Annotated in this window: 20 protein-coding genes; 8 read left to right on the forward strand and 12 right to left on the reverse strand. The window is 70.5% G+C overall.

Features of this window, described 5'->3' with window-relative positions:
- Positions 1-32 precede the first annotated feature (32 nt).
- Positions 33-647: a GTP-binding protein gene (locus tag ACZ4NB_RS15095; protein ID WP_467661556.1), complete on the forward strand. Its 615-nt coding sequence runs from the start codon at positions 33-35 to the stop codon at positions 645-647.
- Positions 648-698: 51 nt separating this feature from the next.
- Here the strand turns inward: ACZ4NB_RS15095 and ACZ4NB_RS15100 are convergent, their stop codons facing one another.
- Entirely contained in the window at positions 699-1,127 is a 429-nt protein-coding gene (locus tag ACZ4NB_RS15100; protein ID WP_467661558.1) for a PPOX class F420-dependent oxidoreductase, read from the reverse strand.
- Positions 1,128-1,297: 170 nt separating this feature from the next.
- Between ACZ4NB_RS15100 and ACZ4NB_RS15105 the strand changes: the two genes are divergently transcribed.
- The 3 genes from ACZ4NB_RS15105 to ACZ4NB_RS15115 all read left to right on the forward strand — a co-directional run bounded on the left by ACZ4NB_RS15105 (position 1,298) and on the right by ACZ4NB_RS15115 (position 4,110).
- Complete coding sequence (locus ACZ4NB_RS15105) at positions 1,298-1,717, forward strand: roadblock/LC7 domain-containing protein (protein WP_467661559.1); 420 nt, start codon at positions 1,298-1,300, stop codon at positions 1,715-1,717.
- A 67-nt stretch (positions 1,718-1,784) separates the two neighbouring features.
- On the forward strand, positions 1,785-2,654 hold the full coding sequence (locus ACZ4NB_RS15110) for a DUF6397 family protein (protein ID WP_467661561.1): 870 nt from the start codon (positions 1,785-1,787) through the stop codon (positions 2,652-2,654).
- 661 nt (positions 2,655-3,315) lie between these two features.
- Positions 3,316-4,110, forward strand: a complete 795-nt coding sequence (locus ACZ4NB_RS15115) for an alpha/beta fold hydrolase (protein WP_467661563.1) — start codon at positions 3,316-3,318, stop codon at positions 4,108-4,110.
- Between the two features lie 65 nt (positions 4,111-4,175).
- Here ACZ4NB_RS15115 and ACZ4NB_RS15120 read toward each other — a convergent pair whose 3' ends face one another.
- A complete protein-coding gene (locus ACZ4NB_RS15120; protein ID WP_467661564.1) occupies positions 4,176-4,487 on the reverse strand; it encodes a hypothetical protein in 312 nt (103 codons plus the stop codon).
- 119 nt (positions 4,488-4,606) lie between these two features.
- Positions 4,607-5,224: a TOPRIM nucleotidyl transferase/hydrolase domain-containing protein gene (locus tag ACZ4NB_RS15125; protein WP_467661565.1), complete on the reverse strand. Its 618-nt coding sequence runs from the start codon at positions 5,222-5,224 to the stop codon at positions 4,607-4,609.
- Positions 5,225-5,567: 343 nt separating this feature from the next.
- On the opposite strand from ACZ4NB_RS15125, the gene ACZ4NB_RS15130 reads away from it, so the two are divergent.
- On the forward strand, positions 5,568-5,825 hold the full coding sequence (locus ACZ4NB_RS15130; RefSeq protein WP_467661567.1) for a hypothetical protein: 258 nt from the start codon (positions 5,568-5,570) through the stop codon (positions 5,823-5,825).
- Positions 5,826-5,935: 110 nt separating this feature from the next.
- Here ACZ4NB_RS15130 and ACZ4NB_RS15135 read toward each other — a convergent pair whose 3' ends face one another.
- From ACZ4NB_RS15135 to ACZ4NB_RS15160, 6 genes are all read right to left on the reverse strand, one after another.
- Positions 5,936-7,036, reverse strand: a complete 1,101-nt coding sequence (locus ACZ4NB_RS15135) for a PP2C family protein-serine/threonine phosphatase (RefSeq protein ID WP_467661569.1) — start codon at positions 7,034-7,036, stop codon at positions 5,936-5,938.
- 301 nt (positions 7,037-7,337) lie between these two features.
- Complete coding sequence (locus ACZ4NB_RS15140) at positions 7,338-8,348, reverse strand: DUF2278 family protein (protein WP_467661570.1); 1,011 nt, start codon at positions 8,346-8,348, stop codon at positions 7,338-7,340.
- Between the two features lie 39 nt (positions 8,349-8,387).
- Positions 8,388-9,365, reverse strand: coding sequence for an endonuclease/exonuclease/phosphatase family protein (locus ACZ4NB_RS15145; RefSeq protein ID WP_467661572.1), 978 nt, complete (start codon positions 9,363-9,365; stop codon positions 8,388-8,390).
- Positions 9,366-9,903: 538 nt separating this feature from the next.
- Positions 9,904-10,125 (reverse strand): hypothetical protein, encoded by a 222-nt coding sequence (locus tag ACZ4NB_RS15150; RefSeq protein WP_467661574.1) that lies wholly within the window; start codon positions 10,123-10,125, stop codon positions 9,904-9,906.
- Between the two features lie 182 nt (positions 10,126-10,307).
- A complete protein-coding gene (locus tag ACZ4NB_RS15155; protein ID WP_467661576.1) occupies positions 10,308-11,171 on the reverse strand; it encodes an acyl-CoA thioesterase in 864 nt (287 codons plus the stop codon).
- A 51-nt stretch (positions 11,172-11,222) separates the two neighbouring features.
- Complete coding sequence (locus ACZ4NB_RS15160; RefSeq protein ID WP_467661578.1) at positions 11,223-13,736, reverse strand: DEAD/DEAH box helicase; 2,514 nt, start codon at positions 13,734-13,736, stop codon at positions 11,223-11,225.
- Positions 13,737-14,361: 625 nt separating this feature from the next.
- Here ACZ4NB_RS15160 and ACZ4NB_RS15165 point away from each other — a divergent pair.
- The gene (locus tag ACZ4NB_RS15165) at positions 14,362-15,153 is read left to right on the forward strand and encodes a metal-dependent hydrolase (protein ID WP_467661579.1); all 792 of its coding nucleotides are present in this window, start codon (positions 14,362-14,364) and stop codon (positions 15,151-15,153) included.
- Between the two features lie 69 nt (positions 15,154-15,222).
- Here ACZ4NB_RS15165 and ACZ4NB_RS15170 read toward each other — a convergent pair whose 3' ends face one another.
- On the reverse strand, positions 15,223-17,004 hold the full coding sequence (locus tag ACZ4NB_RS15170; protein WP_467661580.1) for an ABC transporter ATP-binding protein: 1,782 nt from the start codon (positions 17,002-17,004) through the stop codon (positions 15,223-15,225).
- Positions 17,001-18,881, reverse strand: a complete 1,881-nt coding sequence (locus ACZ4NB_RS15175) for an ABC transporter transmembrane domain-containing protein (protein WP_467661582.1) — start codon at positions 18,879-18,881, stop codon at positions 17,001-17,003. The genes ACZ4NB_RS15170 and ACZ4NB_RS15175 overlap by 4 nt, the downstream gene beginning before the upstream one ends.
- Before the next feature lie 243 nt (positions 18,882-19,124).
- Here ACZ4NB_RS15175 and ACZ4NB_RS15180 point away from each other — a divergent pair, with 243 nt between their 5' ends.
- Positions 19,125-19,874, forward strand: a complete 750-nt coding sequence (locus ACZ4NB_RS15180) for a L,D-transpeptidase family protein (protein WP_467661584.1) — start codon at positions 19,125-19,127, stop codon at positions 19,872-19,874.
- 215 nt (positions 19,875-20,089) lie between these two features.
- Entirely contained in the window at positions 20,090-21,469 is a 1,380-nt protein-coding gene (locus ACZ4NB_RS15185; protein ID WP_467661586.1) for a cation:dicarboxylate symporter family transporter, read from the forward strand.
- A gap of 59 nt (positions 21,470-21,528) precedes the next feature.
- Here the strand turns inward: ACZ4NB_RS15185 and ACZ4NB_RS15190 are convergent, their stop codons facing one another.
- A complete protein-coding gene (locus ACZ4NB_RS15190; protein ID WP_467661588.1) occupies positions 21,529-22,962 on the reverse strand; it encodes a Gfo/Idh/MocA family protein in 1,434 nt (477 codons plus the stop codon).
- Between the last annotated feature and the right edge of the window lie 51 nt (positions 22,963-23,013).

The following is a 23,013-nucleotide window of genomic DNA, read 5'->3' on the forward strand; positions in this document are numbered from 1 at the left end:
GCGCAGGACCTGCATCCTGGAGGAGACGGCCGATGAACGCCGCACTAGGGGCCCCGGACGGCGCAGCCCCGGTCCCCGGCCCCGAGTTGACCCTGAAGATCTTAGTCGCGGGCGGCTTCGGCGCGGGCAAGACCACCCTGGTGGGGGCGGTGAGCGAGATCCGCCCGCTGCGCACCGAGGAGGGGCTCACCGTGGCCGGCGAGGCGGTCGACGACACCGGGCCGGTGGGGCGGAAGGCCACCACCACGGTGGCGATGGACTTCGGCCGCATCACCATCAGGCAGGGGCTCTCCCTCTACCTCTTCGGCACCCCGGGGCAGGACCGCTTCTGGTTCCTGTGGGACGACCTGTCCGAGGGCGCCCTGGGCGCCGTGGTGCTGGCCGACACCCGCCGGCTCCAGGACTGCTTCCCCGCGGTCGACTACTTCGAGCGCCGGTCGATCCCCTTCCTGGTGGCCGTCAACTGCTTCGCGGAGTCGCGGTCCTACGGCGCCGACGAGGTCGCCCGCGCGCTGGACCTGGACCGCGGCACCCCCGTCGTGCTCTGCGACGCGAGGGATCGCGACTCGGGCAAGGAAGTCCTGGTCCGGCTCGTCGAGCACGCCGGGCGCCGGCACTCCGCCAGGGTGCCGACGCCGGTGGGGTGAGCCGCGGCCGATCGGGCGCGGACACCGGAATGCCCGTGCCGCGCGGCGCCCTCAGTCCGCGAGCGCCGCGACGGCGACGACCTTGTCGATCTTGACGCGCACCACCACCTCACCCGGCACCCCGTTGCGGGCGCCGTACTCCTCCGCACGGTCCTCGCCCACGTAACGGGCGGCGATCCGGGTCGCCCAGTCGCGTACCTCCGGCAGATCGTCGCTGATCTCCGCGGACCCCTGCACGACCGCGAAGGAGAACGGCGGCCGCTCGTCGTCGACGCACAGCGCCACCCGGCCGTCGCGGGCCAGGTTGCGGCCCTTGACGGTCTCCGCGCCGGTGTTGAACACCAGGTCGTCGCCGTCCAGGAGAAACCACACGGGGGCGACGTGCGGCCCGCCGTCGGGCCGTACGGTCGCCAGCTTGCCGGTGCGCGTGCCCTCGGAGAGGAACCGCCGCCACTCGTCCTTGCTCATCTTGTGTCCCATACCGGCATCCTCCCGGTGCCGCACGAACCTGCGCCGCGTGGCGCGCCGGACCGCAGGGCCGCTTGCCGAGACGGCGGAGGTGGGACAGGCTGGCACGGCAGGCCGCGAACGGACCGCGGGCCTGCCGTCCGGCCAGGCGCGCGGACGGGGATACGGGGAGGAAGCGGCACATGGCATTGAGCAGCGGACTCGACTGGCTGCTGGACGACCTGACCAAACGGGTGGAGAAGGTACGGCACGCGTTGGTGCTCTCCAACGACGGGCTGGTCACCGGCGCGAGCGAGGAACTGGGGCGGGAGAACTCCGAGCACCTCGCGGCCGTCGCCTCGGGACTGCACAGCCTGGCCAAGGGCTCGTCGCTCCACTTCGGCGTCGGGCGGGTACGCCAGACCATGATCGAGTTTGACGACGGAGTGTTGTTCGTGACGGCGGCGGGGGACGGCAGCTGCCTGTGCGTGCTGGCCGGCGCCGACGCCGATCTGGGCCAGATCGCCTACGAGATGACCCTGTTGGTCCATCGCGTGGGGGAGCATCTGGGCGTCGCGGTCCGCCGGCCGGAGAGTTATCCACAGGCTGGCGGACGAGGTTGACGCACTGTCATTGACTGCGGCTATGGTCGTCACTGTCAGTGATCGACCGAGTTGCGGGGGAACCGACATGACAGTGATGTGCGACGGGCGCCAGGCGCTCGCGATGGGCCGAGCGGCCCGCGAACTGGAGCTGAGGACCGGCGAGTTCGAGCTCGCCACCCAGCTCGGAGAAGTGCGAACGACCCCGGCCGTCGCCAGTGACGGCCGACCGGGCGGCGCCGGCGCACCAGGCCGGCGCCGCGTCCCGGCGGAGGAGGTCGCCCGACTGCAGGCCGAGCCGGGTTTCCCCGACGCCCTCCGCGAGCGCGTCCGCACGGTCAGTACGACCGAGGCCGCGGCCCTGATGGGCATCGGCCCCGGCCGCGCCCTGCGCCTGACCCGAGCGGGCTGCCTCGACCCCGTCCGGTTCTATGTGAACCGCTACGGCGCGGTGGTCTGGCTCTATCTCGCCTCCGAGGTAACCGACTTCGCCGACCGAGAACCGGATCTGTTGCGCGGCAATACCCCCACCGCGATGCGGGTGATGCTCGAAAACGGACAGGACCGGCGGGCACGCCAGTGGCGCAGCCGAAGGGTCGGCCAGCTCATGGGTCAGACCGACGACCCCTGGGAGTCCGCAGCCGTAATCGCCGCCGTACTCCCTCCGGAGGAACTGGCCTCGGTCGCCGAGAACCCCCTGGAGCGCGCCCTCCTCCGCCGACTCAGGCCCACCCTCGCCTCGACCATCACCGCAACCCCAGCCGCCCGGGAAGCCTACGACCGCGTACTGACGGCAGACGACTTCGACGAGGTGATGTGGTACCGAATCCACCTCACCCGATCCCTGGAACAGGCCCGCAACGAAAAACCGGCCCGCACCAGGTCGGCCACCACCGCGCCCGCCCCCACCGGCCCCGGGCTCGCCTCGCTCCCACGCGGCGCCGGCGGCGCCCGCTGATCGGGGAAACGCTCAACGCGCCGTTCCCGGGCCAGAGATGCTGCCCCGATACGCTTCTTCCCCGCATGCACATAAGGAGAGAAGAGGCGGGGGCAGTTCTTCCCCGCTACCCCAGAACCCCATCGACCCCGTCCACCCCGTCCTCCATCCCAAGGTCCAGGCGGAGTCCTTCCCTCTTCCGCTACGACTACGACGCCATTGCGTTGGTGCCCTGATCGCAAAGTTCGACCAACCAGGCGGCCCTGCAAGCGAGATGACCTGCCTCAAGGGCACGGCGGACTCCCGGGAGTAGTGGGCGTGGGCCGTCGCTCCATCCTGGCCAATTGGCCCCGTCAGGTGCCGAAGCGGCTATGCGGGCTCCAGCTGCACGCTGGTGTGCGCGCACGATTGTGAAGTCCACCGAGACCTCCCAGTACAGGGCGTCCTCGTCCGCAGAAGTGCGCCCACGGCTCGACATCGACCTGTTCCAGGCCGAGAGGATTCCCCATGACATCGGGCTATCAGGCAGGGGAAACAACATGGCCGCACGCCAGACCGCGCCACCGACACCGCCGCACACCGGCGATCAGCCGGGTGGGTCGACCGCACGGCCCCACTGTCCATACAGCCGTCTTACACATACGTCTTGTACAAACGTATAGATGCCGTCTACGGTGACCCCATGAACACCGACAACGCCCAGCGTTCCGCGCTCACCATCGACGGCCGCACCCTGTCCTACGTGGACTTCGGTGGACCGGGCCGCCCGCTGCTCGCTCTGCACGGACACATGTCCGAGGGCATGTCGTACGCCGATCTCGCCGCCCGCCTCGCCCCGGACTGGCGGGTCGTAGCGCCCGACCAGCGCGGCCACGGCGACTCCGACCGGGCGGCCGACTACAGCCGGGAGGGCTACCTCGCCGACCTGGAAGCCCTCATGGACCACCTGGGACTGGACCGCGCGGCTCTTCTGGGCCACTCGCTCGGCGCGATCAACGCCTACCAGTTCGCCGCCCGCCACCCCGAGCGCGTGATCGCGCTGGTCAACGGCGAGGGCTGTGCCGAACTCGGCCTGGACGGCGGCAACCCGCTGGCGTTCGTGCTGAACCTCCCGGAGGGCAGTCACCCCAGCCGGGAGGCGTTCGTGGCGCAGCTGGGCCCGTTCGCCCCTTTCCTGGAATCCGCCGTTCGCGAGCGGCCGGACGGAACGTGGGGCCTGCACTTCCACCCCAAGGACATCTACGAATCCGAGGACCAGGTCCACGGCGACCACTGGGCCGACTGGACCGGCTCCGCCTGCCCAGCGTTGCTGATACGCGGTGCCAAGGGCGGTGTGCTGTCGGCGGAGCAGGCAGCACAGATGGCCGCTCGGCGGCCCGGCACCCGTCTCGTCGAACTGGGCACGGACCACTTCTTGTACGCCAACGACCTGGTCGGCTTCGCGGACGCGGTCCGGGACTTCCTCGCCTCGGCATAGCCATGGCCCGCAGCCTCTCCAGCCCCCACCGATGGATCACGATGCGGCCTTCTTGAGGCACCGCTTCACCAGCAAGCTGCGGTGCAGCCCAGCCGAAGACGGCTGACCGTGTCGAATTCCCCTTCCTGGACTTGAACTTGGACTTGGACTTGGAGTTCGGCTTCGGCTGTGGCGTCGTCGAAGCGAAGGGTGAAGCAGGGGTCCGTTTCGATGAGCTGTTGCAGGATTTCGTGGGCGGCGTGGTCGAGGGGAGGTGAGAGCACGGCCTCCCACTCGTCCGCGGTGGCGGTAGCCGTCGCTCTGACGGGGATGCGGGCCAAGCAGGTGGCCTGGTTGGCCCACCACTCCAGATGCGCCGTCCTCTCGTCACGATCCATACCTTGAGCGTATGCGCTGGTACCGCCCCGACGCGCAGCTCATTCCTCTGGGTTCTGGGTCGGGTAGTGGAGTGGCGTGCTGCGTGACCTGTCTGAACGGTTCGGGCTGTGGAACATGGTCAGAGGCTGGTGAGCAGGCCGTCGAGTGGGGCGGGGATACGGTCGGGGGCTAGGGCCTCGACGAGGACGCGGCCGTAGTGGATCTTGCGGCCTTTCTTCGTGCCGAGGAAACGTCGCATCTGCTGCTGTGGCGTGCGGTCCTGCTGTGCGGGCTGGCGCAGGAAGGTCTGCAGGGGGCGGAGGTCGCCCTCCGTTCGGACGAGTTCCTGCACCCGTGTCACGCCCAGCGCGCGGATGAGTTCGTCCTCCAGGTCCGCCGCGCAGACGAAGATCTGTTGCTCTGCCGCACCGGCCCGCTCCAAGCCGCGGGCGTAGTAGGGACGCTCCGCCTCGTCGCACAGTCCCGTGAGCCGGAGACCCAGGCCGGGTGGCCCGAGGAGGCGGGCGAAGCGCCCGACGTTCATCGCACCGCCCATCGACAGGACGCAGACGCCTTCGGCCGCCAGGTCCCGGCCGCGGTTCGCGGCCAGCGCGGTGACCGCTGCGGCGTCGCTCGGCCCTTCGAGCAGGACGACTGCCCGGACGGGCAGCCGCGTGGCCAGCTCGCGCGCGGGGGCGCCGGGGCCACCGGCCGCCCACGCGGTAACCGCCTCCTGGAACGCCCCCATGTCAGCCATGAGACGAGTCTCTGCCCTTTCCGGCCGCGACGGTAGGGAATTTCCGCCAGCGCGCCGATCGTCAGCCCGGCCAAGTGACCGCCCGGCTCAACGATGCCGGTTCCACCGCCGGGGCTCAGACTCTCTGCTCGGCTGAGAGCTCGCTCGGGGGAACAGCCCGCAGCGCCCAATCCCGCAGCCCCCAATCCCGCAGTGCCCGAAGCCGCAGCGCCCGTTAGGTCGCCGTTGTTCGGTAGAAGCAACCGTTCCGGGTGTGCGGTGGTCCTACCGGGCGTCGTGCGCAGAGGGCCGACCTCTGGCGACTCGTACTCGTAGCGGTAAGCCGACGGGAAGGGCGTAGTCCATGGAGATCGATCCCGGTTACTGTCTGGACGTTCCGGAGGGTTTCGACGATGAGGATGCCGACAGTCAGGTGCACCCCATGGCAAGGAAGCTCTTCCCTGCCACCACTGCCGCGGACGCTTTCAGGAAGGCCCATGAGTGGGTGAGGGAGCAGAAGGTCTTCCTGGTGGATGTGTCATGGGACTTCACACATGACGAGGACGAGCCCTACACGCTGAGCATCTATTTCACGTTCGAGCTGGACCCCGAAGAGATCTGATCAAGGGCACAGGCTTCACCGGCACAGCAGAGCGGAAGGGCGGCTGACGATGCGTGTGTTGACATGGAACCTGTGGTGGAAGTTCGGCCCGTGGCAACAGGGACGACGCGTCAGATGGGGCGGGGGCGGCGGCGTCGGGTGACGGCCAGGATGGCCATGTCGTCCTCGCGGTCGCCCTCGGTCCAGCGGCCGACATCCTTGATGAGGGCATCCACCAGCGCCTCCGGATCCTTGAACGATCTGTGCAGGCGCTCCGAGCGGACCGGGTCGTAGAATGCGCCCTGCTTGTCGCGCGCCTCGGTGACACCGTCGGTGACCAGCAGCAACGAGGCGCCGGGGGGCAGCCGTACCCGGTCGACGGGTGTGGGGCCGGGGGGAGTGAGATCGCCGAGCCCCACGCCGAGCGGCAGCTGGGGGGTGGTCGGGTCGAGCCGTACGAGTTGCCCGCCGTGTATGAGGTACGGGGGCGGATGCCCGTGGTTCACCAGGCTCAGCACCTCGCCGTCGCCGGAAGCCTCGGCCAGTACGGCGGTGGCGAAACCCTCTGTGGAGACCACCGGGTCGCCGCGGGCCGCTGCCCTGGCCATTGCTTCGTCCATCCGCTCTCCCAGCGCGGCCAAGGTGGGGGCGTACTCGGCCTCCTGGCGGAACGCGCCGATCGCGACCGACACGGCGGCGACCGCCGTGATCCCCTTGCCCCGTACATCCCCGATGATCATCCGCACCCCGAACGGTGTCTCCTGCACCGCGTAGAAGTCCCCGCCGATCCGTGCCTCGGCGTGTGCCGCCGTATACCCCGCGGCCACGTCCAGCGGCCCGACCTCCCGCGGCGGGGTCGGCAGCACCGCCCGCTGGACCGCCGCCGCGACATCCCTGGCCAGGGCCAGATCGCGCCCCTGCCGCACAATGAGCCGGTTGACCGCGAGAGCCAGCACGCCGATCAAACCGACGACGGCCAGATCGACGAGCAACGGCGTCGCCGGGCGCTGCCGTTCGATGTCCACCGCCACCGAGACCACGCAGGTGACGCAGACGACGGCGAGTGCGGCGCGGAAGGAGAGCGTGGCACCCGCGACGAGCGGCGCGGCGGCCAGCAGCGGAAGCCCGGTGTACGGCTCGGGCGCGGCGAGGTCCAGCAGCACGCCCACCACGAGGGCCAGCGCCGCGAGTATCCACGGCACCTTCGCCAGGGTGGGTTGCAGGACTCTCACCGGGCGGCTCCCGGCGGATGCGTGGGCGCCCGCTGTCCCGACCACGGTCGCTGTCCCCACCACGCCCGCCACGCCGGCTGTTCCCGCCGCCCCCACTGCCCCCACTGCCCTCGCTGTCCCCACTGCCCTCGCTGTCCCCGCCGTCGCGCCGGAGGCCCGTAGGACCGCCGCCCGGGCCGGGGCCGAACCCGGCCGCGCGGCAGTGGCAGTGGCAGGCGCACTGTGGTGCGGCACAGTGCGCCTGCCCCGGGATCACCTATCACGCATCGAACGAAGCGCACATTCAGGTGTCATTCGGATGTCAGAAGGCGACGGTCCAGCCCTCGCGCTGGGCCTGCTCCTCCGTGTACGAGACGCCGTCGACCTTGAGCCCGGCAGGGTCGAGGAGCGTGATCGACCCGCCGTGGTTGCCGAGTTGGAACTCGTTGCCACCCGAGACGGCGAGTGTGGCGCCGGCGGCGAGCGGCTGCGCGGGCAGCGGCAGCAGATGGTCCTTTTGGTCGGCCAGGCGCCAGCCGTCGAGGTCGATGGCGACGGGCGAGGCGTTGAGGAGCGTGACCGTCTCGCGCTCGGGTGCCGGCCCGGTGGGATTGACCAGTGCCGCCAGGATGCGTACCGATGCGTCACGCGTTGCGGGCCGTGGCGGTGCGGCGGTGAGGGGGTGGCCGGTCGTCTCGTCGGTGTGCCATGCCTGGGACTGGAATGCCAGGAAGACGGCGACCCAGCGTGATTCGGCGGGGAAGTGCAGCAGCAGCCCGCCGTCCTGCCAGACACCGTTGCTCGGGCGGAACTGTCCGGTGCTGCCTTGGTTCATATGGATTTCGTGGACACCGTTGCCGGGTCGGAAGCCGAACACCTTGTCAGGTTCGTCGGGTTCGGGCCCGTACCGCTCTCCGAAGAGATAGACCTCCGAATTCGCGTCGGCGATGGCACGTTCCACGTGATGGTCCAGCATGTCCTCCAAGTCGTTGTCCATGCCGGGAAGATCGGGCGGTAGCGGCCGTACCGCATCCGGCGGGAAGAGATTGCCGCGGATGAAGTCCAGGCTGGCCGTCCCCGGCTTCGACGGCAGAACCTGCCATCCGCTACCGGCCGCGGGCAGTAGTCCGGTCAGCGGATGACGGAAGTTGTCATCGGCCACGAAGAGCAGATCGGGCGGACGCTGCTGGGATTTGACGTTGATCGCGGCCCGGTAGTGGGTGCCGGCGTTGTCGGTGAGGTGGAGCTGGTAGTGCGGGGTCTCGTCGGGGGCGCCCTCGCGGCGCCGCTCGACGGCCCGGCACGCCAGAACTCCGTAGTTCTTCAGTGGCATTGGTCATCACTCCGAAGCGAGAAAGGCGGCTGGCAGCGGCTAGAAATCGAGAACCACCCAGGCGGGGTCGTGATCGGACCCGTCGCCGCCGTGCCGGGTGCGCCGATCGATATGCGAGCTCTTGTGCTGCGAGGTGAGGCTCGGGCTCAGCCAGATCTGGTCGAACAGCTCGTACTGGGCGTTCTGTCCGGCCGCCTTGAACCGATGGGTCCAGGACCCCGAAGCGGGTGGCGGCGGATTGTCGGCCTTGGGTTCGCGGGTCTGCTGCGGATGTGCGAGTGCCTCGGTCAGGCTCAGCTGCGAAGAGGTGGCCAGTGGGGCGAGCGTCGGCGCGTCCGGGCTGTCGTTCATGTCGCCCAGCACGATGAAACGCCCGTCGGGGCGGGTGCGGGCGGCGACTATGCGGGCGATCGACTCCGCCTGCCGGTGCCGGCGGGCATCGGCCGCGGCCTTGCCCTCCTCAGGATCCACTCCGTGCTCGACGAACTTGCTCTTGAGGTGGTTGTTGAAGAGCGTCAGCAGACGGCGATCGGAGTCGCGCGGATCCAGGATGTCCACTTCCAGCAGGTCCCGGCTGAATACTCGCTCGTCGGGTGCCGCGGGGTGGACGGCGTGCTGCCAGGAGGTGATCGCGCCCAACGGGAATTTGGAGAGCAGGGCCAGATCGATCAGCCGGGGGTCGTTGCCTTCGATCAGCGACAGAAACTTATACGCATTACCAAGATGTTGAGCGGCGAAATATCGCAGGGTGTCGATGTCCTCGACCTCCTGAACCGCCAGCACATCAAGGTCCATCGCCCGGATCCGCTGGGCGACCAGATCCTGGTCCTCGGCGTCCTTGCCCTTGACGAGCTTGCCCTTGTAGGTGCGGACCCGCACCTTCTCGGGGTCGTCAAACACATACCGGGAAGTCAGCTCACCATCGGGTCCGACCGGCTGGATTTGTTGAATCTCGGCCTGGAAGTTGAACCGTGAAAAGAGATTGTTGAGGTTGAAGGTTCCTATCGTGACATCCATGCCGACCTCCACGATCAGCCGTGTCGGCCCTCATACTCTGAGCGTAACTCGCCTGGTCCGGCACGGAAAACGGAAGGCGGCGCGGTCCGGTCGGTCTCAAGATCGCCAGCGGTGCGGCCGCCGGGCCGGTGTGCACGATCAAGCCCGGCGACGCAGGGCCGGAGCGGCTGACACGATGAGTTGTGCGCTGCGCCGGCAGATCGGTTCATCGTGTCAGCCGCGGTAAGGCCGGGGTGCCCCTTGTCGTCACTTACTGGATTCGAGGGCGGCGTTCGCGGCGTGTTCGGTGACGCTGGCCGGCGCGGCAAGGCCCCACACGTGGCCGATGAGGGCGAAAGCCTGGTCGGTGACAGGTCCGGTAGTTGCCTGGGCCGGGGCGGCGAGGCACCCGAAGAGTGCGAGGGTTCCGAGAATGACAGTGGCGACTCGGCGCATTAACTATCCCTTTGTGTAAGGCGGTTGGTGTTTCCGGCGACAACTTGCCCCGCCTGTGCACCGATACGCCGACAGTCCTCCTTGTGGGTGGCGAGGAAACGGTTTACCGGCTCGACACGGCCGCCCGGGCGATCGTGGACAGCGTCAGCCCCCGCTCCTCGCCGACGACCAGCCAGCCCTTCTCAAGGAGGGACTGAAGAAGGGGCCGGACCTCGTCGCCCATCTCGTCCGCCAGCTCGTCGTCGGTGGGGGAGCGGTCGGCGCGGGCGAGGGCGGCGACATGGAGTACCAGCGCTTCTTCCGCCGCGGTGATGTGGAAGTCCATGGGCCGAGCGTAAGAGACAACTCGGCAGAGAGAACCTGCGAGAAGGACCCCGTCAGAGAAGACCCGTCAGAGCAGAACCGACAGAGAAGACCTCTCAAAGAGGGCGAAAGAGCCCTTCCCGGGGCGATCGGACACTTCCTCCAGCGCCCTGAACAATCCCTCCTGGGGTGGTCGGACACGTCCTACAGTGCCCTGAACAATCCCTCCTGCACCACCGAGACCAAAAGCCTGCCCTCCTGGTCGTAGATCCGGCCGCGGGCCAGGCCCCGGCCGCCCGTCGCGATCGGTGACTCCTGGTCGTAGAGGAACCACTCGTCGGCGCGGAACGGGCGGTGGAACCACATCGCGTGGTCGAGTGAGGCCATGTCGAAGCCGCGCGGTCCCCAGAGCGGTTCGACCGGGATGCGGACGGCGTCCAGCAGTGTCATATCGCTGGCATAGGTGAGTGCGCAGGTGTGGACGAGCGGATCGTCGCCCAAGGGGCCGACCGCGCGCATCCACACCGCGCTGCGCGGCTCCGCACCCTCGATCTCGTCCGGTGTCCAGCGCAGCCGGTCGACATAGCGGATGTCGAAGGGCTGCCGCCGGGCCATCCGCTCGAACGCCTCGGGCAGGCTGCCCAGGTGCTCGCGGACCTCGTCCGCGACCGTCGGCAGGGACTCCGGTCCGGGCACCTCACGGCGCATCGGCAGCTGATGCTCGAAGCCGGGCTCGGGCTTGTGGAAGGAGGCGGTCAGATGGAAGATCGTGCGTCCTTCCTGGACGGCCACGACCCGGCGGGTGGTGAAGGAGCGCCCGTCGCGTACCCGCTCGACCTGGTACACGATCGGCACCCCCGGCCGGCCCGGCCGCAGGAAGTAGGCATGGAGCGAGTGGACCGGGCGGTCACCGTCCGTGGTCCGCCCGGCGGCCACCAGCGCCTGGCCCGCGACCTGGCCGCCGAAGACCCGTTGGAGGCTCTCCTGCGGGCTGCGGCCCCGGAAGATGTTCACCTCGATCTGTTCGAGATCCAGCAGATCGACCAGCCTCTCGGCGGGATTGGTCATGACCGGTGGCCCTCCGTCGCGTCCTCGGCGGCCTCGGGTGAGGCCGTCGCCCTACAACTGACCCACATCCGTGACCCGCACCACCGCGCGCCCCTCCTCGTCGGAGGCGGCCAGATCCACCTCCGCCGAGATGCCCCAGTCGTGATCGCCGTTCGGGTCGGCGAAGGTCTGCCGCACCTTCCACAGCCCGTGCTCGGCATCCTCCTGAATCTGCAGCAGCTTCGGGCCGCGGGCGTCCGGACCCGTGCCCAGCTCCTCGTACTCGTCCCAGTAGGCGTCCATCGCGTCGCCCCAGGCGTCCGCGTCCCAGCCGGACTCGGCATCCATCTCGCCGAGCTCCTCGACCTTGTCCAGCGCCGCCAGCTCCACCCGCCGGAACATCGCGTTGCGCACCAGCACCCGGAACGCCCGGGCGTTGGCCGTGACCGGCCGGACCTGGTCGGCGCGCTCCTGCGCCTGGTCCGCGGTCTCCTCCTCGGGGTTGGCGAGCTGCTCCCACTCGTCCAGCAGGCTGGAGTCGACCTGCCGCACCATCTCGCCGAGCCAGGCGATGATGTCCTCGAAGTCCTCGGACTTCAGATCGTCCGGCACGGTGTGGTCCAGCGCCTTGAACGCGCTCGCCAGGTAGCGCAGCACGATGCCCTCGGTGCGGGCCAGCTCGTAGAAGGACGTGAACTCCGTGAAGGTCATGGCGCGTTCGTACATATCGCGGATGACCGACTTCGGCGACAGCGGGTGGTCGCCGACCCAGGGGTGGCTCTTGCGGTACAGCCCGTAGGCGTGGAAGAGCAGCTCCTCCAGTGGCTTGGGGTACTCGACGTCCATGAGCCGTTCCATGCGCTCTTCGTACTCGACGCCGTCGGCCTTCATCTGGGCCACGGCCTCGCCCTTGGCCTTGTTCTGCTGGGCGGCCAGGATCTGCCGGGGGTCGTCCAGCGTGGACTCCACGACCGAGACCATGTCCAGTGCGTACGACGGCGACTCGGGGTCGAGCAGGTCGAAGGCGGCCAGCGCGAAGGTCGACAGCGGCTGGTTGAGCGCGAAGTCCTGCTGGAGGTCGACGGTCAGCCGTACGATCCGGCCCTCCGCGTCCGGCTCGGCGAGCGGCTCGACGATCCCGCCGTCCACCAGCGACCGGTAGATCGCGATGGCCCGCCGGATGTGCCTGAGCTGGTTCCTGCGCGGCTCGTGGTTGTCCTCCAGGAGCTTGCGCATCGCATCGAAGGCGTTGCCCGGCCGGGCGATGACCGACAGCAGCATCGCGTGCGTCACCCTGAAGCGGGAGGTCAGCGGCTCGGGGTCGGAGGCGATGAGCTTCTCGAAGGTGTTCTCACCCCAGTTGACGAAGCCCTCCGGCGCCTTCTTGCGTACGACCTTGCGGCGCTTCTTGGGGTCGTCGCCCGCCTTCGCCAGCGCCTTCTCGTTCTCCACGACATGCTCGGGGGCCTGCGCGACCACGAAGCCCGCGGTGTCGAAACCGGCCCGTCCGGCGCGGCCCGCGATCTGGTGGAACTCCCGCGCCCGCAGCGTCCGCACCCGCGAGCCGTCGTACTTCGTCAGCGCGGTGAACAGCACCGTGCGGATCGGGACGTTGACGCCCACGCCGAGGGTGTCCGTACCGCAGATCACCTTCAACAGGCCCGCCTGTGCGAGCTTTTCGACGAGCCGGCGGTACTTCGGCAGCATGCCGGCGTGGTGCACGCCGATGCCGTGGCGGACGTAGCGCGAGAGGTTGCGGCCGAACTTGGTGGTGAACCGGAAGTTGCCGATGAGCTGGGCGATCTCGTCCTTCTCGGCGCGCGTGCACATGTTGATGCTCATCAGCGCCTGGGCCCGCTCCACGGCGGCGGCCTGGGTGAAGTGCACGATGTAGACGGGGGACTGGCGGGTCTCCAGCAGCTCGGTCAGCGTCTCGGTCATCGGCGTGGCCCGGTACTCGTACGACAGCGGCACCGGCCGCGTCGCGGAGCGCACCACCGTGGTCGGCTTCCCCGTGCGCCGGGTCAGGTCCTCCTCGAAGCGCGACATGTCGCCGAGTGTCGCCGACATCAGGATGAACTGCGCCTGCGGCAGCTCCAGCAGGGGGATCTGCCAGGCCCAGCCGCGGTCCGGCTCGGCGTAGAAGTGGAACTCGTCCATCACGACCTGGCCGATGTCCGCGTCCTTGCCGTCCCGCAGCGCTATCGAGGCGAGGACCTCGGCGGTGCAGCAGATGACCGGCGCGTCGGCGTTGACCGATGCGTCGCCGGTGAGCATGCCGACGTTCTCGGTGCCGAACAGCTTGCACAGATCGAAGAACTTCTCCGACACCAGCGCCTTGATGGGAGCGGTGTAGAAGGTGACCTGGTCGTTGGCGAGAGCGGTGAAGTGCGCGCCGGCCGCCACCAGGCTCTTGCCGGAGCCGGTGGGGGTGGACAGGATGACGTTCGCTCCCGAGACCACCTCGATCAGCGCCTCCTCCTGGGCAGGGTAGAGCGAGATGCCCTGCTGCTCGGCCCAGCCCGAAAAGGCTTCGAAGAGGGCATCGGGGTCGGCGTCGTTCGGGAGATGATCGATGAGGGTCACGCCCCCATACTGCCTGCCTCGGGCCCGGATCAGGGAACCGGCGACCGGACGAGGGGGCTGCCGAAGATCGCCGAGGCGGAGCCGCGCCCGTTTCGGTGGCCGTGCTCGCCCGTCCCGGCCACCCGGCCGGATCGCCCGAGAAGGCCACTTCTTCCGGCCTGACCTGCGCAAACGTGGGGGTACGGGGCTGTGGGCGGGCGCCTGGCCGCCGAGGTGGGCGGTGCCTTGGTGCGGGGGAGTCGGTCCTTTGCGGGGCGCGGTGGCCGCCGGCGGCGAGGGCACTCACGAAGGCATCCGCGCAATCCCTTCACATTCCGTACACGACCGCGGACGGGGTGTCGTTGCCGCTGGTCCCCGCGGTGCGGGGTGGGGGCCGGGACGTGGTGGAGATCACGCGGTGCGGGTCGGAGGGGGAGTGCGGGGGAGAGCGCGACCGGGTGGGGACGCCGGGATGCGGCGGGCGGGCAAGGGCACCCGAACGGGGGTGGGAGGTCGGGTCACCCGGTCCTGGTACGGAGATCATCTGACGCTACGCTGAGTCGCCGACCGGGCGTCAGAGGCGCGGTCACCGAGGGCGCGACGCACACGGACACGCGGCGCGGCAGAACAAGGGGTGGGAACGACCATGATGGGACCGGCGCACTCGCTGTCCGGGGCTGCGGCCTGGCTGGGGGTGGGCGCGGTGGCCGCGGCCACCGATCATCCGATGCCCTGGCCGGTGCTCGTCTGCGGAGCGCTGATCTGTGCCGGAGCGGCGCTCGCACCGGACCTCGACCACAAGTCCGCGACCATCTCGCGGGCGTTCGGGCCGCTGTCGCGGATTCTGTGCGAGGTGGTCGACGCCCTCTCGCACGCGGTCTACAAGGCGACCAAGATGCGCGGTGACTCCCACCGCAACGGGGGGCACCGCACACTCACCCACACCTGGGTGTGGGCCGTGCTCGTCGGCGGCGGGATGTCGCTGCTGGCGATGCAGGGCGGCCGCTGGGCCGTGCTCGGCATCCTCTTCGTCCATATGGTGCTGGCCATCGAGGGGCTGCTGTGGCGGGCCGCCCGGGTCTCCAGCGATGTGCTGGTGTGGCTGCTGGGCGCGGCCTCGGCCTGGATCCTGGCCGGGGTGCTCGACCAGCCGGGCAACGGCGCGAGCTGGCTGTTCACCGAACCGGGGCAGCAGTACCTGTGGCTGGGCCTGCCGATCGTGCTCGGCGCGCTGGTCCATGACATCGGCGACGCGCTGACCGTCTCGGGGTGCCCCGTGCTGTGGCCCATCCCGATAGGCCGCAAGCGCTGGTACCCGGTCGGGCCGCCGAAGGCCATGCGCTTCAAGGCCGGCAGCTGGGTGGAACTGAAGGTGCTGATGCCGGTGTTCATGGTGCTGGGCGGGATCGGCGCCCTGGGCGCACTCGGCTACCTCTGACGGACGCGGCGCGGCCGGTCCCGCCCCGGCCGGGTCGCACCCCGGCCCTGGTGGGCCCGGCCCGCCGCATCATCCGTGCCAGGACCGCCACAGCGCCGCGTACGCCCCCTCGGCCGCGACCAGTTCCTCGTGGCTGCCCAGTTCGCTGATGCGGCCGTCCTCGACGACGGCGATCACATCGGCGTCGTGGGCGGTGTGCAGACGGTGGGCGATGGCCACCACCGTGCGGCCGTCCAGCACCCTGCCCAGGGAGCGTTCGAGGTGGCGGGCCGCCCGTGGGTCGAGGAGCGAGGTCGCCTCGTCGAGGACCAGCGTGTGCGGATCGGCGAGCACCAGGCGGGCCAGGGCGATCTGCTGGGCCTGGGCGGGGGTCAGGGTGTGGCCGCCCGAACCGACCTCCGTGTCGAGGCCGTCGTCCAGGGCCCGGGCCCAGGCGTCCGCATCCACCGCGCCCAGCGCCGCCCAGAGTTCGGCATCGGCCGCTCCCGTGCGCGCCAGCTGGAGGTTGTCGCGCAGTGAGCCCACGAAGACATGGTGCTCCTGATTGACCAGGGCCACCTGCTCGCGGACCCGCTCGGCCGGCATCGCGGAGAGCTCCGCCCCGCCCAGTGTGACGCTGCCCCGGCGGGGGCCGTAGATCCCGGCCAGCAGCCGGCCCAGGGTCGATTTGCCGGCGCCGGACGGTCCGACCAGCGCCAGCCGGCTGCCCGGACGGATCCGCAGCGACACCTCGCGCAGTACGTCGACACCGGCGCGGTAGCCGAAGGTCACGTCCTCGGCATGGACGTCGCGGCCCTCGGGGGACCGCCCGGTGTCCGCCGCATCCGGTTCGATCTCGCGGACGCCGACGAGCCGGGCGATGGACACCTGGGCCACCTGCAGCTCGTCGTACCAGCGCAGGATCATGCCGACCGGCTCGCTCATCATCTGCGCGAGCAGCGCCCCCGTCGTCAGCTGCCCCGGGGTCATCCAGCCCTGGATGACGAAGGCCCCGCCGAGCAGCAGCACCGCGCCCAGGAGCAGCACATGCGTCAGGTCGATGACGGGGAAGAGCACCGAGCGCAGGTAGAGCGTGTAGCGCTCCCATTGGGTCCAGGAGCGGATGCGGTCCTCCGAGAGGGCGATACGGCGCTCGCCCAGGCGGTGGGCCTCGATGGTGCGGCCGGCGTCGACGGACTCGGTGAGCACGGCGGAGACCGCGGCGTATCCGGCGGCCTCCGAACGGTAGGCGCTCGGCGCCCGCTTGAAGTACCAGCGGCAGCCCAGGACCAGCGGCGGCAGCGCGATCACCACGGACAGCGCGAGCGGCGGCGCGGTGACCGTGAGCCCGCCGAGCAGCAGCCCCACCCACACCACGCCGATGGACAGCTGCGGTACGGCCTCGCGCATCGCGCTGGAGAGCCGGTCGATGTCCGTGGTGATCCGCGACAGCAGATCGCCGGTCCCGGCCCGCTCCAGGACGCCCGGCGGCAGCGCCACGGACCGTACGAGGAAGTCCTCGCGCAGATCGGCCAGCATCCGTTCGCCCAGCATCGCGCCGCGGAGGCGCACCATGCGGACGAAGGCCGTCTGGACGGCCAGGGCGAGCGCGAACAGGGCCAGGGTGCGCCCGAGTGGGAGGTCCCGGCTGCCCGCGGCCAGCTTCTCGACGACGCCGCCGAGCAGATACGGGCCGACCATGGAGGCGATGACCGCGGCGGCGTTCACGGCCACCAGCACCGTGAACTCACGGCGGTGGCGCCGGATCAGGCCGCGCACATAGCCGCGTACGGTCGCCGGTGAGCCGACGGGCAGGGTGGTGAGCGTCTGCGGGGCGTCCGGATCGTGCTCCGGCGGCGCCAGGCCGATCATGCGGTCTCCTCGATCTGGTCGATCTGGTCGATCTGGTCGATCCGGTGGGTGCGGTGGGGCGGGTCGATCCGGTCGACTCGGCCGGTCCGCGGCGCCGGTGCGGTGTCGGTGTCGGTCTCGCGGGTGACGACGGCGCGGTAGGCGGGGTGGCCGTGCAGCAGTTCGCGGTGCGGGGCCTCGGCGACGACCTTGCCGTCGTGGAGGAAGGCGACCCGGTCGGCCCGGTCGAGCAGGAGCGGGCTGGAGGTGAGGACCACTGTCGTGCGGCCCGTTCTGATCTCCCGCAGGCCGTCGGCGATCCGTGCCTCGGTGTGCGCGTCGACCGCGCTGGTCGGCTCGTCGAGCACCAGCACCTCGGGGTCGGCGACCAGCGATCTGGCCAGTGCCAGCCGCTGCCGCTGGCCGCCGGACAGCGATCTGCCGCGTTCGGTGATGTGGGTGCGCATGGGGTCGCCGGAGTCGTCGACGGACGCCTGCGCCAGCGCGGTCAGTACGTCGGCGCACTGGGCCGCGTCGAGCGCCTCGGCGGCGGGCACCTGCCCGGAGGACGGTACGTCGAGCAGCTCGCCGAGGGTGCCGGAGAGCAGCATCGGGTCCTTGTCCTGGACGAGTACGGCCCGGCGGGCGGCGTCGCGCGGCAGATCGTCCAGCGGGGCGCCGCCGAGGACGACGGACGGCGGGACGGTGCCGTCCACCCGGTCGGCGCCGTTCTCGTCCTCCTGCGGGGGATGGCCGCCGAGGCGTTCGGCGAGCCGGCCCGCGGCGTCGGGGTCGCCGCAGACGACCGCGGTCAGCCGGCCGGCCGGGGCGGTCAGGCCGCTGACCGGGTCGTGCAGATCGCCGGTGGGCGCCGCCCCGGGCCCGGAGGTCCGTCCCTCGGCCGGCCGGCTCTGTGCCAGTACGCGGGCCGTGCGCTTCGCCGACGGCCGGGCGAAGGAGAGGGCCTGGGCGATCTCCTCGAAGTGCCGCAGCGGGAAGAGCAGGAAGGTGACCGCGCTGTAGATCGTGACGAGTTCGCCCACGGCGACCGTGCCGTCGAGGGCGAGCCGGGCGCCGTACCAGACCACCGCGATCAGCAGCAGCCCCGGCAGCACCACCTGGACGGCCGAGATCAGCGCCCACATCCGGGCGCTGCGCACGGCGGCCTCGCGCACCTCCTGGGAGGCGCTGCGGTAGCGGCCGAGGAACAGCTCCTCGCCGCCGATGCCGCGCAGTACGCGCAGTCCGGCGACGGTGTCGGAGGCCAGCTCGGTGGCCCGGCCGGCCTTCTCGCGCTGTGCGTCGGCGCGCCGGGTGGCGGGCGGCAGCAGTGGCAGTACGGCCAGCGCGAGTACGGGTACGCCGAGCGCCACCAGCACGCCGAGCTGCGGCTGGCGGACGACCAGGGCCAGCGAGACGCCGACGGCGGTCACCGCCGCCGCGCCGAACCGGGAGATCGCCTCGACGAACCAGCCGATCTTCTCCAGATCGCCGGTGCTGACGGCGACGATCTCGCCGGCCGCCACCCGCCGGGTCATGGCCGATCCCAGCTCCGTGGTCTTGCGGGCGAGCAACTGCTGCATCCGGGCGACGGTGGTGATCCAGTTGGTGACGGCGGCGCGGTGCAGCATCGTGCCGCCGAGGGCGATCAGCGCGCCCAGCACGAGAACCAGGCCGCCGGCCAGGGCGAGCCGGCCGCCGTCGCGGTCCACCACGGCCTGCACGGCCAGGCCCACCGGCAGCGGGAACGAGGCGATGGCGCCGAAGTTCACCAGCCCCCACAAGAGGGCCTTGAGCTGCCCGCCGAGCTGCTGTTTGTAGAGCCACAGGAGGAAGGCGCCGCCCGTACGGACGTCCGGGACGCCGGGGTCGGGGTGCGGAAGATCGCGAATATGCATGAGGTCCCAGGCGAAGTCGTGGTGGGGGGAGTGGTGGGGCGGCAGAGCGCCGTCCCGGCAGGCGGAATGCCCCTCTCGCCCGTCTCGTCTGTCGGCGGAGGTTCTGGAAGATTGGCCCGCGGCGTGGGTCGTTTTCAAACGGTTTTTCCGCTGCGGTCATATGATTCGGACAATCGTGTGGGAAGCCGTGCGCGGCGGACGGGCGCTGAACGGTCGTCAGGCTCGCGGTGCGACCATGGGGCCATGCGGACTTCGGGCGGTGCGGTGCGGAGCGCGGCGGTGGCCGCGGCGGGGTTGGTCCTTCTGGTGGGCTGCGGCGGGCCGGGCGGCCGGCACTCGGGAGGCACGGACGACGCGGGGAAGGGGCAGCGTCCGGGCGGCCCGGCGCGCGGGGCGTCCGCCACCACCCATCTCAAGGAGGTTCCCGGGATCGGCACCGCCCTGCGGTCGCGGATCCCCGCCGCCTCGCGCCAGGTCGTCGCGGTCTACGGCGTGGGCGCCGACTCCGCGGACTCCACCGTCGTCCTGTACGAGAAGGACGCCAGGGGATGGGACCGCAAGGCGAGTTGGGCGGCGCACAACGGGCGGCGCGGCTGGACCGTGGACCACCACGAAGGCGACAAGCGCAGCCCCGTCGGCGTGTTCACGCTGACCGACGCGGGCGGAGTGCTCGCCGATCCCGGCGCCAAGCTGCCCTATACGCACTCGTCGGCGTTCACCCCGCCGCCGTACTGGGACAAGAGCACCCGGCACGACTTCGACTATGTCGTCGCGATCAACTACAACCGCGTCAAGGGCACCTCCCCCCTGGACCCGACCCGGCCCCAGGGGCAGTCCAAGGGCGGCGGGATCTGGCTGCACGGGGACCACGGCGGCGGGACCTCCGCCTGTGTCAGCGTGCCGAAGGCCGCGATGCAGACGCTGCTGCGCACCCTCGACCCGGCGCGGCATCCCGTCGTCGTCATGGGCGACAAGGTGCGGCTCGCCGGCTGAGGGGGCGCGGTGGAGGCCCGGCGCGGCGGGCGGATTGCGTGCGTCAGGGCCGGTGCCGGGCAAAAGCCCACGGGCCGCGCGAATCGCCTTGGGTCAAGCTCCAAGATTCTTCCGGAAGTTGCCTCGGACCTTTCGTGGTGAACGACCGGCGGCCATAGTGGCGGATCGCGGAAGTCAACTTCCGCATAACAGAATTCGTCCTTGGAGGAGTGCCCGTGCCGCACGCCACCGCAACCGTCGCCCGCCGCGCAGGCCGCCTCCTGCGCACCAGCCTGTTCGCCCAGGTGCTCATCGCCCTGGCCCTTGGTGTCCTCGTCGGACGCCTGTGGCCGCAGGCGGGCCCCTCGCTCCAGCCGCTCGGCGACGGCTTCGTCCGTCTGATCAAGGCGATGATCGCCCCGCTCGTCTTCTGCGTCGTCGTCACCGGTATCACCAAGGCGGGTGACCTCAGGGCCTTCGGGCGCATCGGGGTCAAGGCCCTGATCTGGTTCGAGGTGGCGACCACCCTCGCGCTCGGCGTCGGGTTGGTCGCCGCCAATGTCTTCGCGCCCGGCGCCGGGATGCACATCGATCCGGCGTCCCTGGACAAGGGCGCGGTGGATGCCAAGACGGGCGGTGGACAGCTGCCCTCCACCAGCCAGTTCGTGCTGGAGTCGCTGCCGAACAGCGCGGTCGGCGCGTTCGCGGAGAACTCGCTGCTGCAGGTCCTGGTGCTGGCCTGCCTGGTCGGTGCGGCGCTGCTGCACCTCGGGCAGCAGAAGGTGCCGCAGCTCCTGCCGCTGATCGAGCAGGCCCAGGATGTCGTGTTCACCATCGTCGGCTACGTCATGAGGCTCGCCCCGCTCGCGGTCTTCGGCGCCACCGCCCACCTCGTCGGGGAGTACGGCCTGGGGGCGATGTCGACGTACGGCAAGCTGATCGCGGTCTGCTACGGCGTGGCGCTGGCCTTCCTGGTGCTGCTCGGCCTGGCGCTCAAGGCCGTCACCGGGCTGAGCCTGTGGAGGTTCGTCCGCTACACCCGTGAGGAACTGCTGCTGGCGCTCGGCACCGGCTCCAGCGAGACCGTGATGCCGCGGATGATGCAGAAGCTTCGGGCCGCCGGCTGCCGGGACGACGCGGTGGGGCTGGTGCTGCCGACCGGGTACTCGTTCAACCTGGACGGCGCCTCGATCTACCTCTCCGTCGGCACGCTCTTCATCGCGCAGGCCGTCGGCGTCGATCTCTCGCTCGGCCAGCAGATCACGGTCGTCCTGGTGCTGATGCTGACCAGCAAGGGCATGGCGGGGGTGCCGGGTTCGGCCTTCCTGGCGCTGTCGGCGACCGCCTCGGCGCTGGGCGTCATCCCGGCCGCCGCGGTCGCCCTGCTGCTCGGCGTCGACCGGATCATGGACTCGATGCGGGTGGCCACCAACCTGCTCGGCAACTGCGTCGCGGTGTTCGCGGTGTCCCGCTGGGAGGGCGCGCTGGACCGGGTGACGGCGAGGCGGGTCCTCGGCGGGGAGTCGGGGCCGGCGGCAGCGGAGTCCTCGGAGCAGCGGCCCCCGCAGCCGGCCGAGGAGCCGGGCGCGGCGCCCGTCACGGCCTGCGACGGCTGACGCCGAGGGCCGCCGGCCGCAGGAGGCGGGTCCGCGGCCGGCGGCCCTTCGCACCGCCTCTACTCCTCCGGCTTCTGCGAGTCCATCCCCGGCCGGGACTTCTTCCACAGCCCGCGGGTGAAGTCGGGGATCTCCTGCGGGGCGCCGTTGGCCTTGATGGACGCGTCGCTCAGCGGCACCGGCGCCGTCCACGTCGCCCCGTCATAGACGTCGAAGTCCGGTACGAGACCCAGCCGCATGCACTGCATCAGCCGGAAGACCAGCATGTAGTCCATGCCGCCGTGCCCCCCGGGCGGGTTCGCGTGCTCCTTCCAGAGCCAGTGGTCCCACTCCGCGTACCGCGCGAAGTCGCCCCACTCGTCGTTGCTCTGGTCCGGCTCCAGGTAGATCCGCTCGGGGTAGTCCTCGAAGACGCCCTTGGTGCCGCCGAGGCTGTTGATGCGGCTGTAGGGGTGCGGGGTGGAGACATCGTGCTCCAGGCGGATCACCCGCCCCTTGGCGGTCTGGACGAGGCTGATCGTCCGGTCGCTCTCGATGTAGGACTCCTTCCAGCTCGGGTCGTTCGCCGGCATGTGCTCCTTGCGGTACGCGGCGAGGCCGAGGGCGGGGGTGCCGAAGCTGGAGATGCGCACGGCGCGGTCGCCGCGGTTGATGTCCATGTAGTTGGCGACCGGGCCGAACCCGTGGTTGGGGTAGAGGTCGCCGCGCAGCCGGGTGTGCCACAGCCGACGCCACGGTCCCTCGTAGTACTTCGGGTCGAACATCAGGCCGCGCAGATCGTGGATGTAGGCGCCCGCCCCGTGCAGCAGCTCGCCGAAGAGGCCCGCGTGGGCCATCCGCAGCACCCGCATCTCGTTTCTGCCGTAGCAGCAGTTCTCCAGCTGCATGCAGTGTCTGCGGGTCCGCTCGGAGAGGTCGACCAGGGCCCAGAGCTGGTCCAGGCGCAGGGAGAGGGGGCACTCGACGCCGACGTGCTTGCCGTTGAGCATCGCCGTCTTGGCCATCTCGAAGTGCCAGTCCCAGGGCGTGGCCACGTAGACGAAGTCGATGTCGCCGCGCTTGCAGAGGTTTTCGAAGTCGTGGTCGCCGTTGGTGTAGACGGCGGGCGCGGGCTGCCCCGCGGCGGTGACCTTCTTGGCGGCCTTGGCGGTCTTCTCCTTCACCGGGTCGCACAGGGCGACGACCCGTACGCCCGGCACCGCGAGGAAGAGGCCGATCATGCCGTCGCCGCGGTTGCCGAGGCCGATGATGCCGACGCGTACGGTGGACCGTCGTTCGAACGGGACCCCGATCATGGTCTTGCCCTTGGCCGCGGGGGCCGTGCCGGCCGCCGATGCGGGATCGGCCGCCGTGGGCGTGGCCGCCGCGGCGGAGCCGGCCGTCAGTCCGCCGAGGCCCAGCCCGGCGCCCGCGGCACCGGCGGTCCACAGGACCGAACGGCGGCTGGGGCCCGCCTCGTTGTGGTCGTGGTGCTGCGCTTGTGCCTCGTTCATCGTTCCTCCAAGGAGCGGTGGTGCGCCGGGGCAGGTGAACCTCGGTCAGGA

The organism is Streptomyces sp. NPDC026575 (assembly GCF_055567415.1).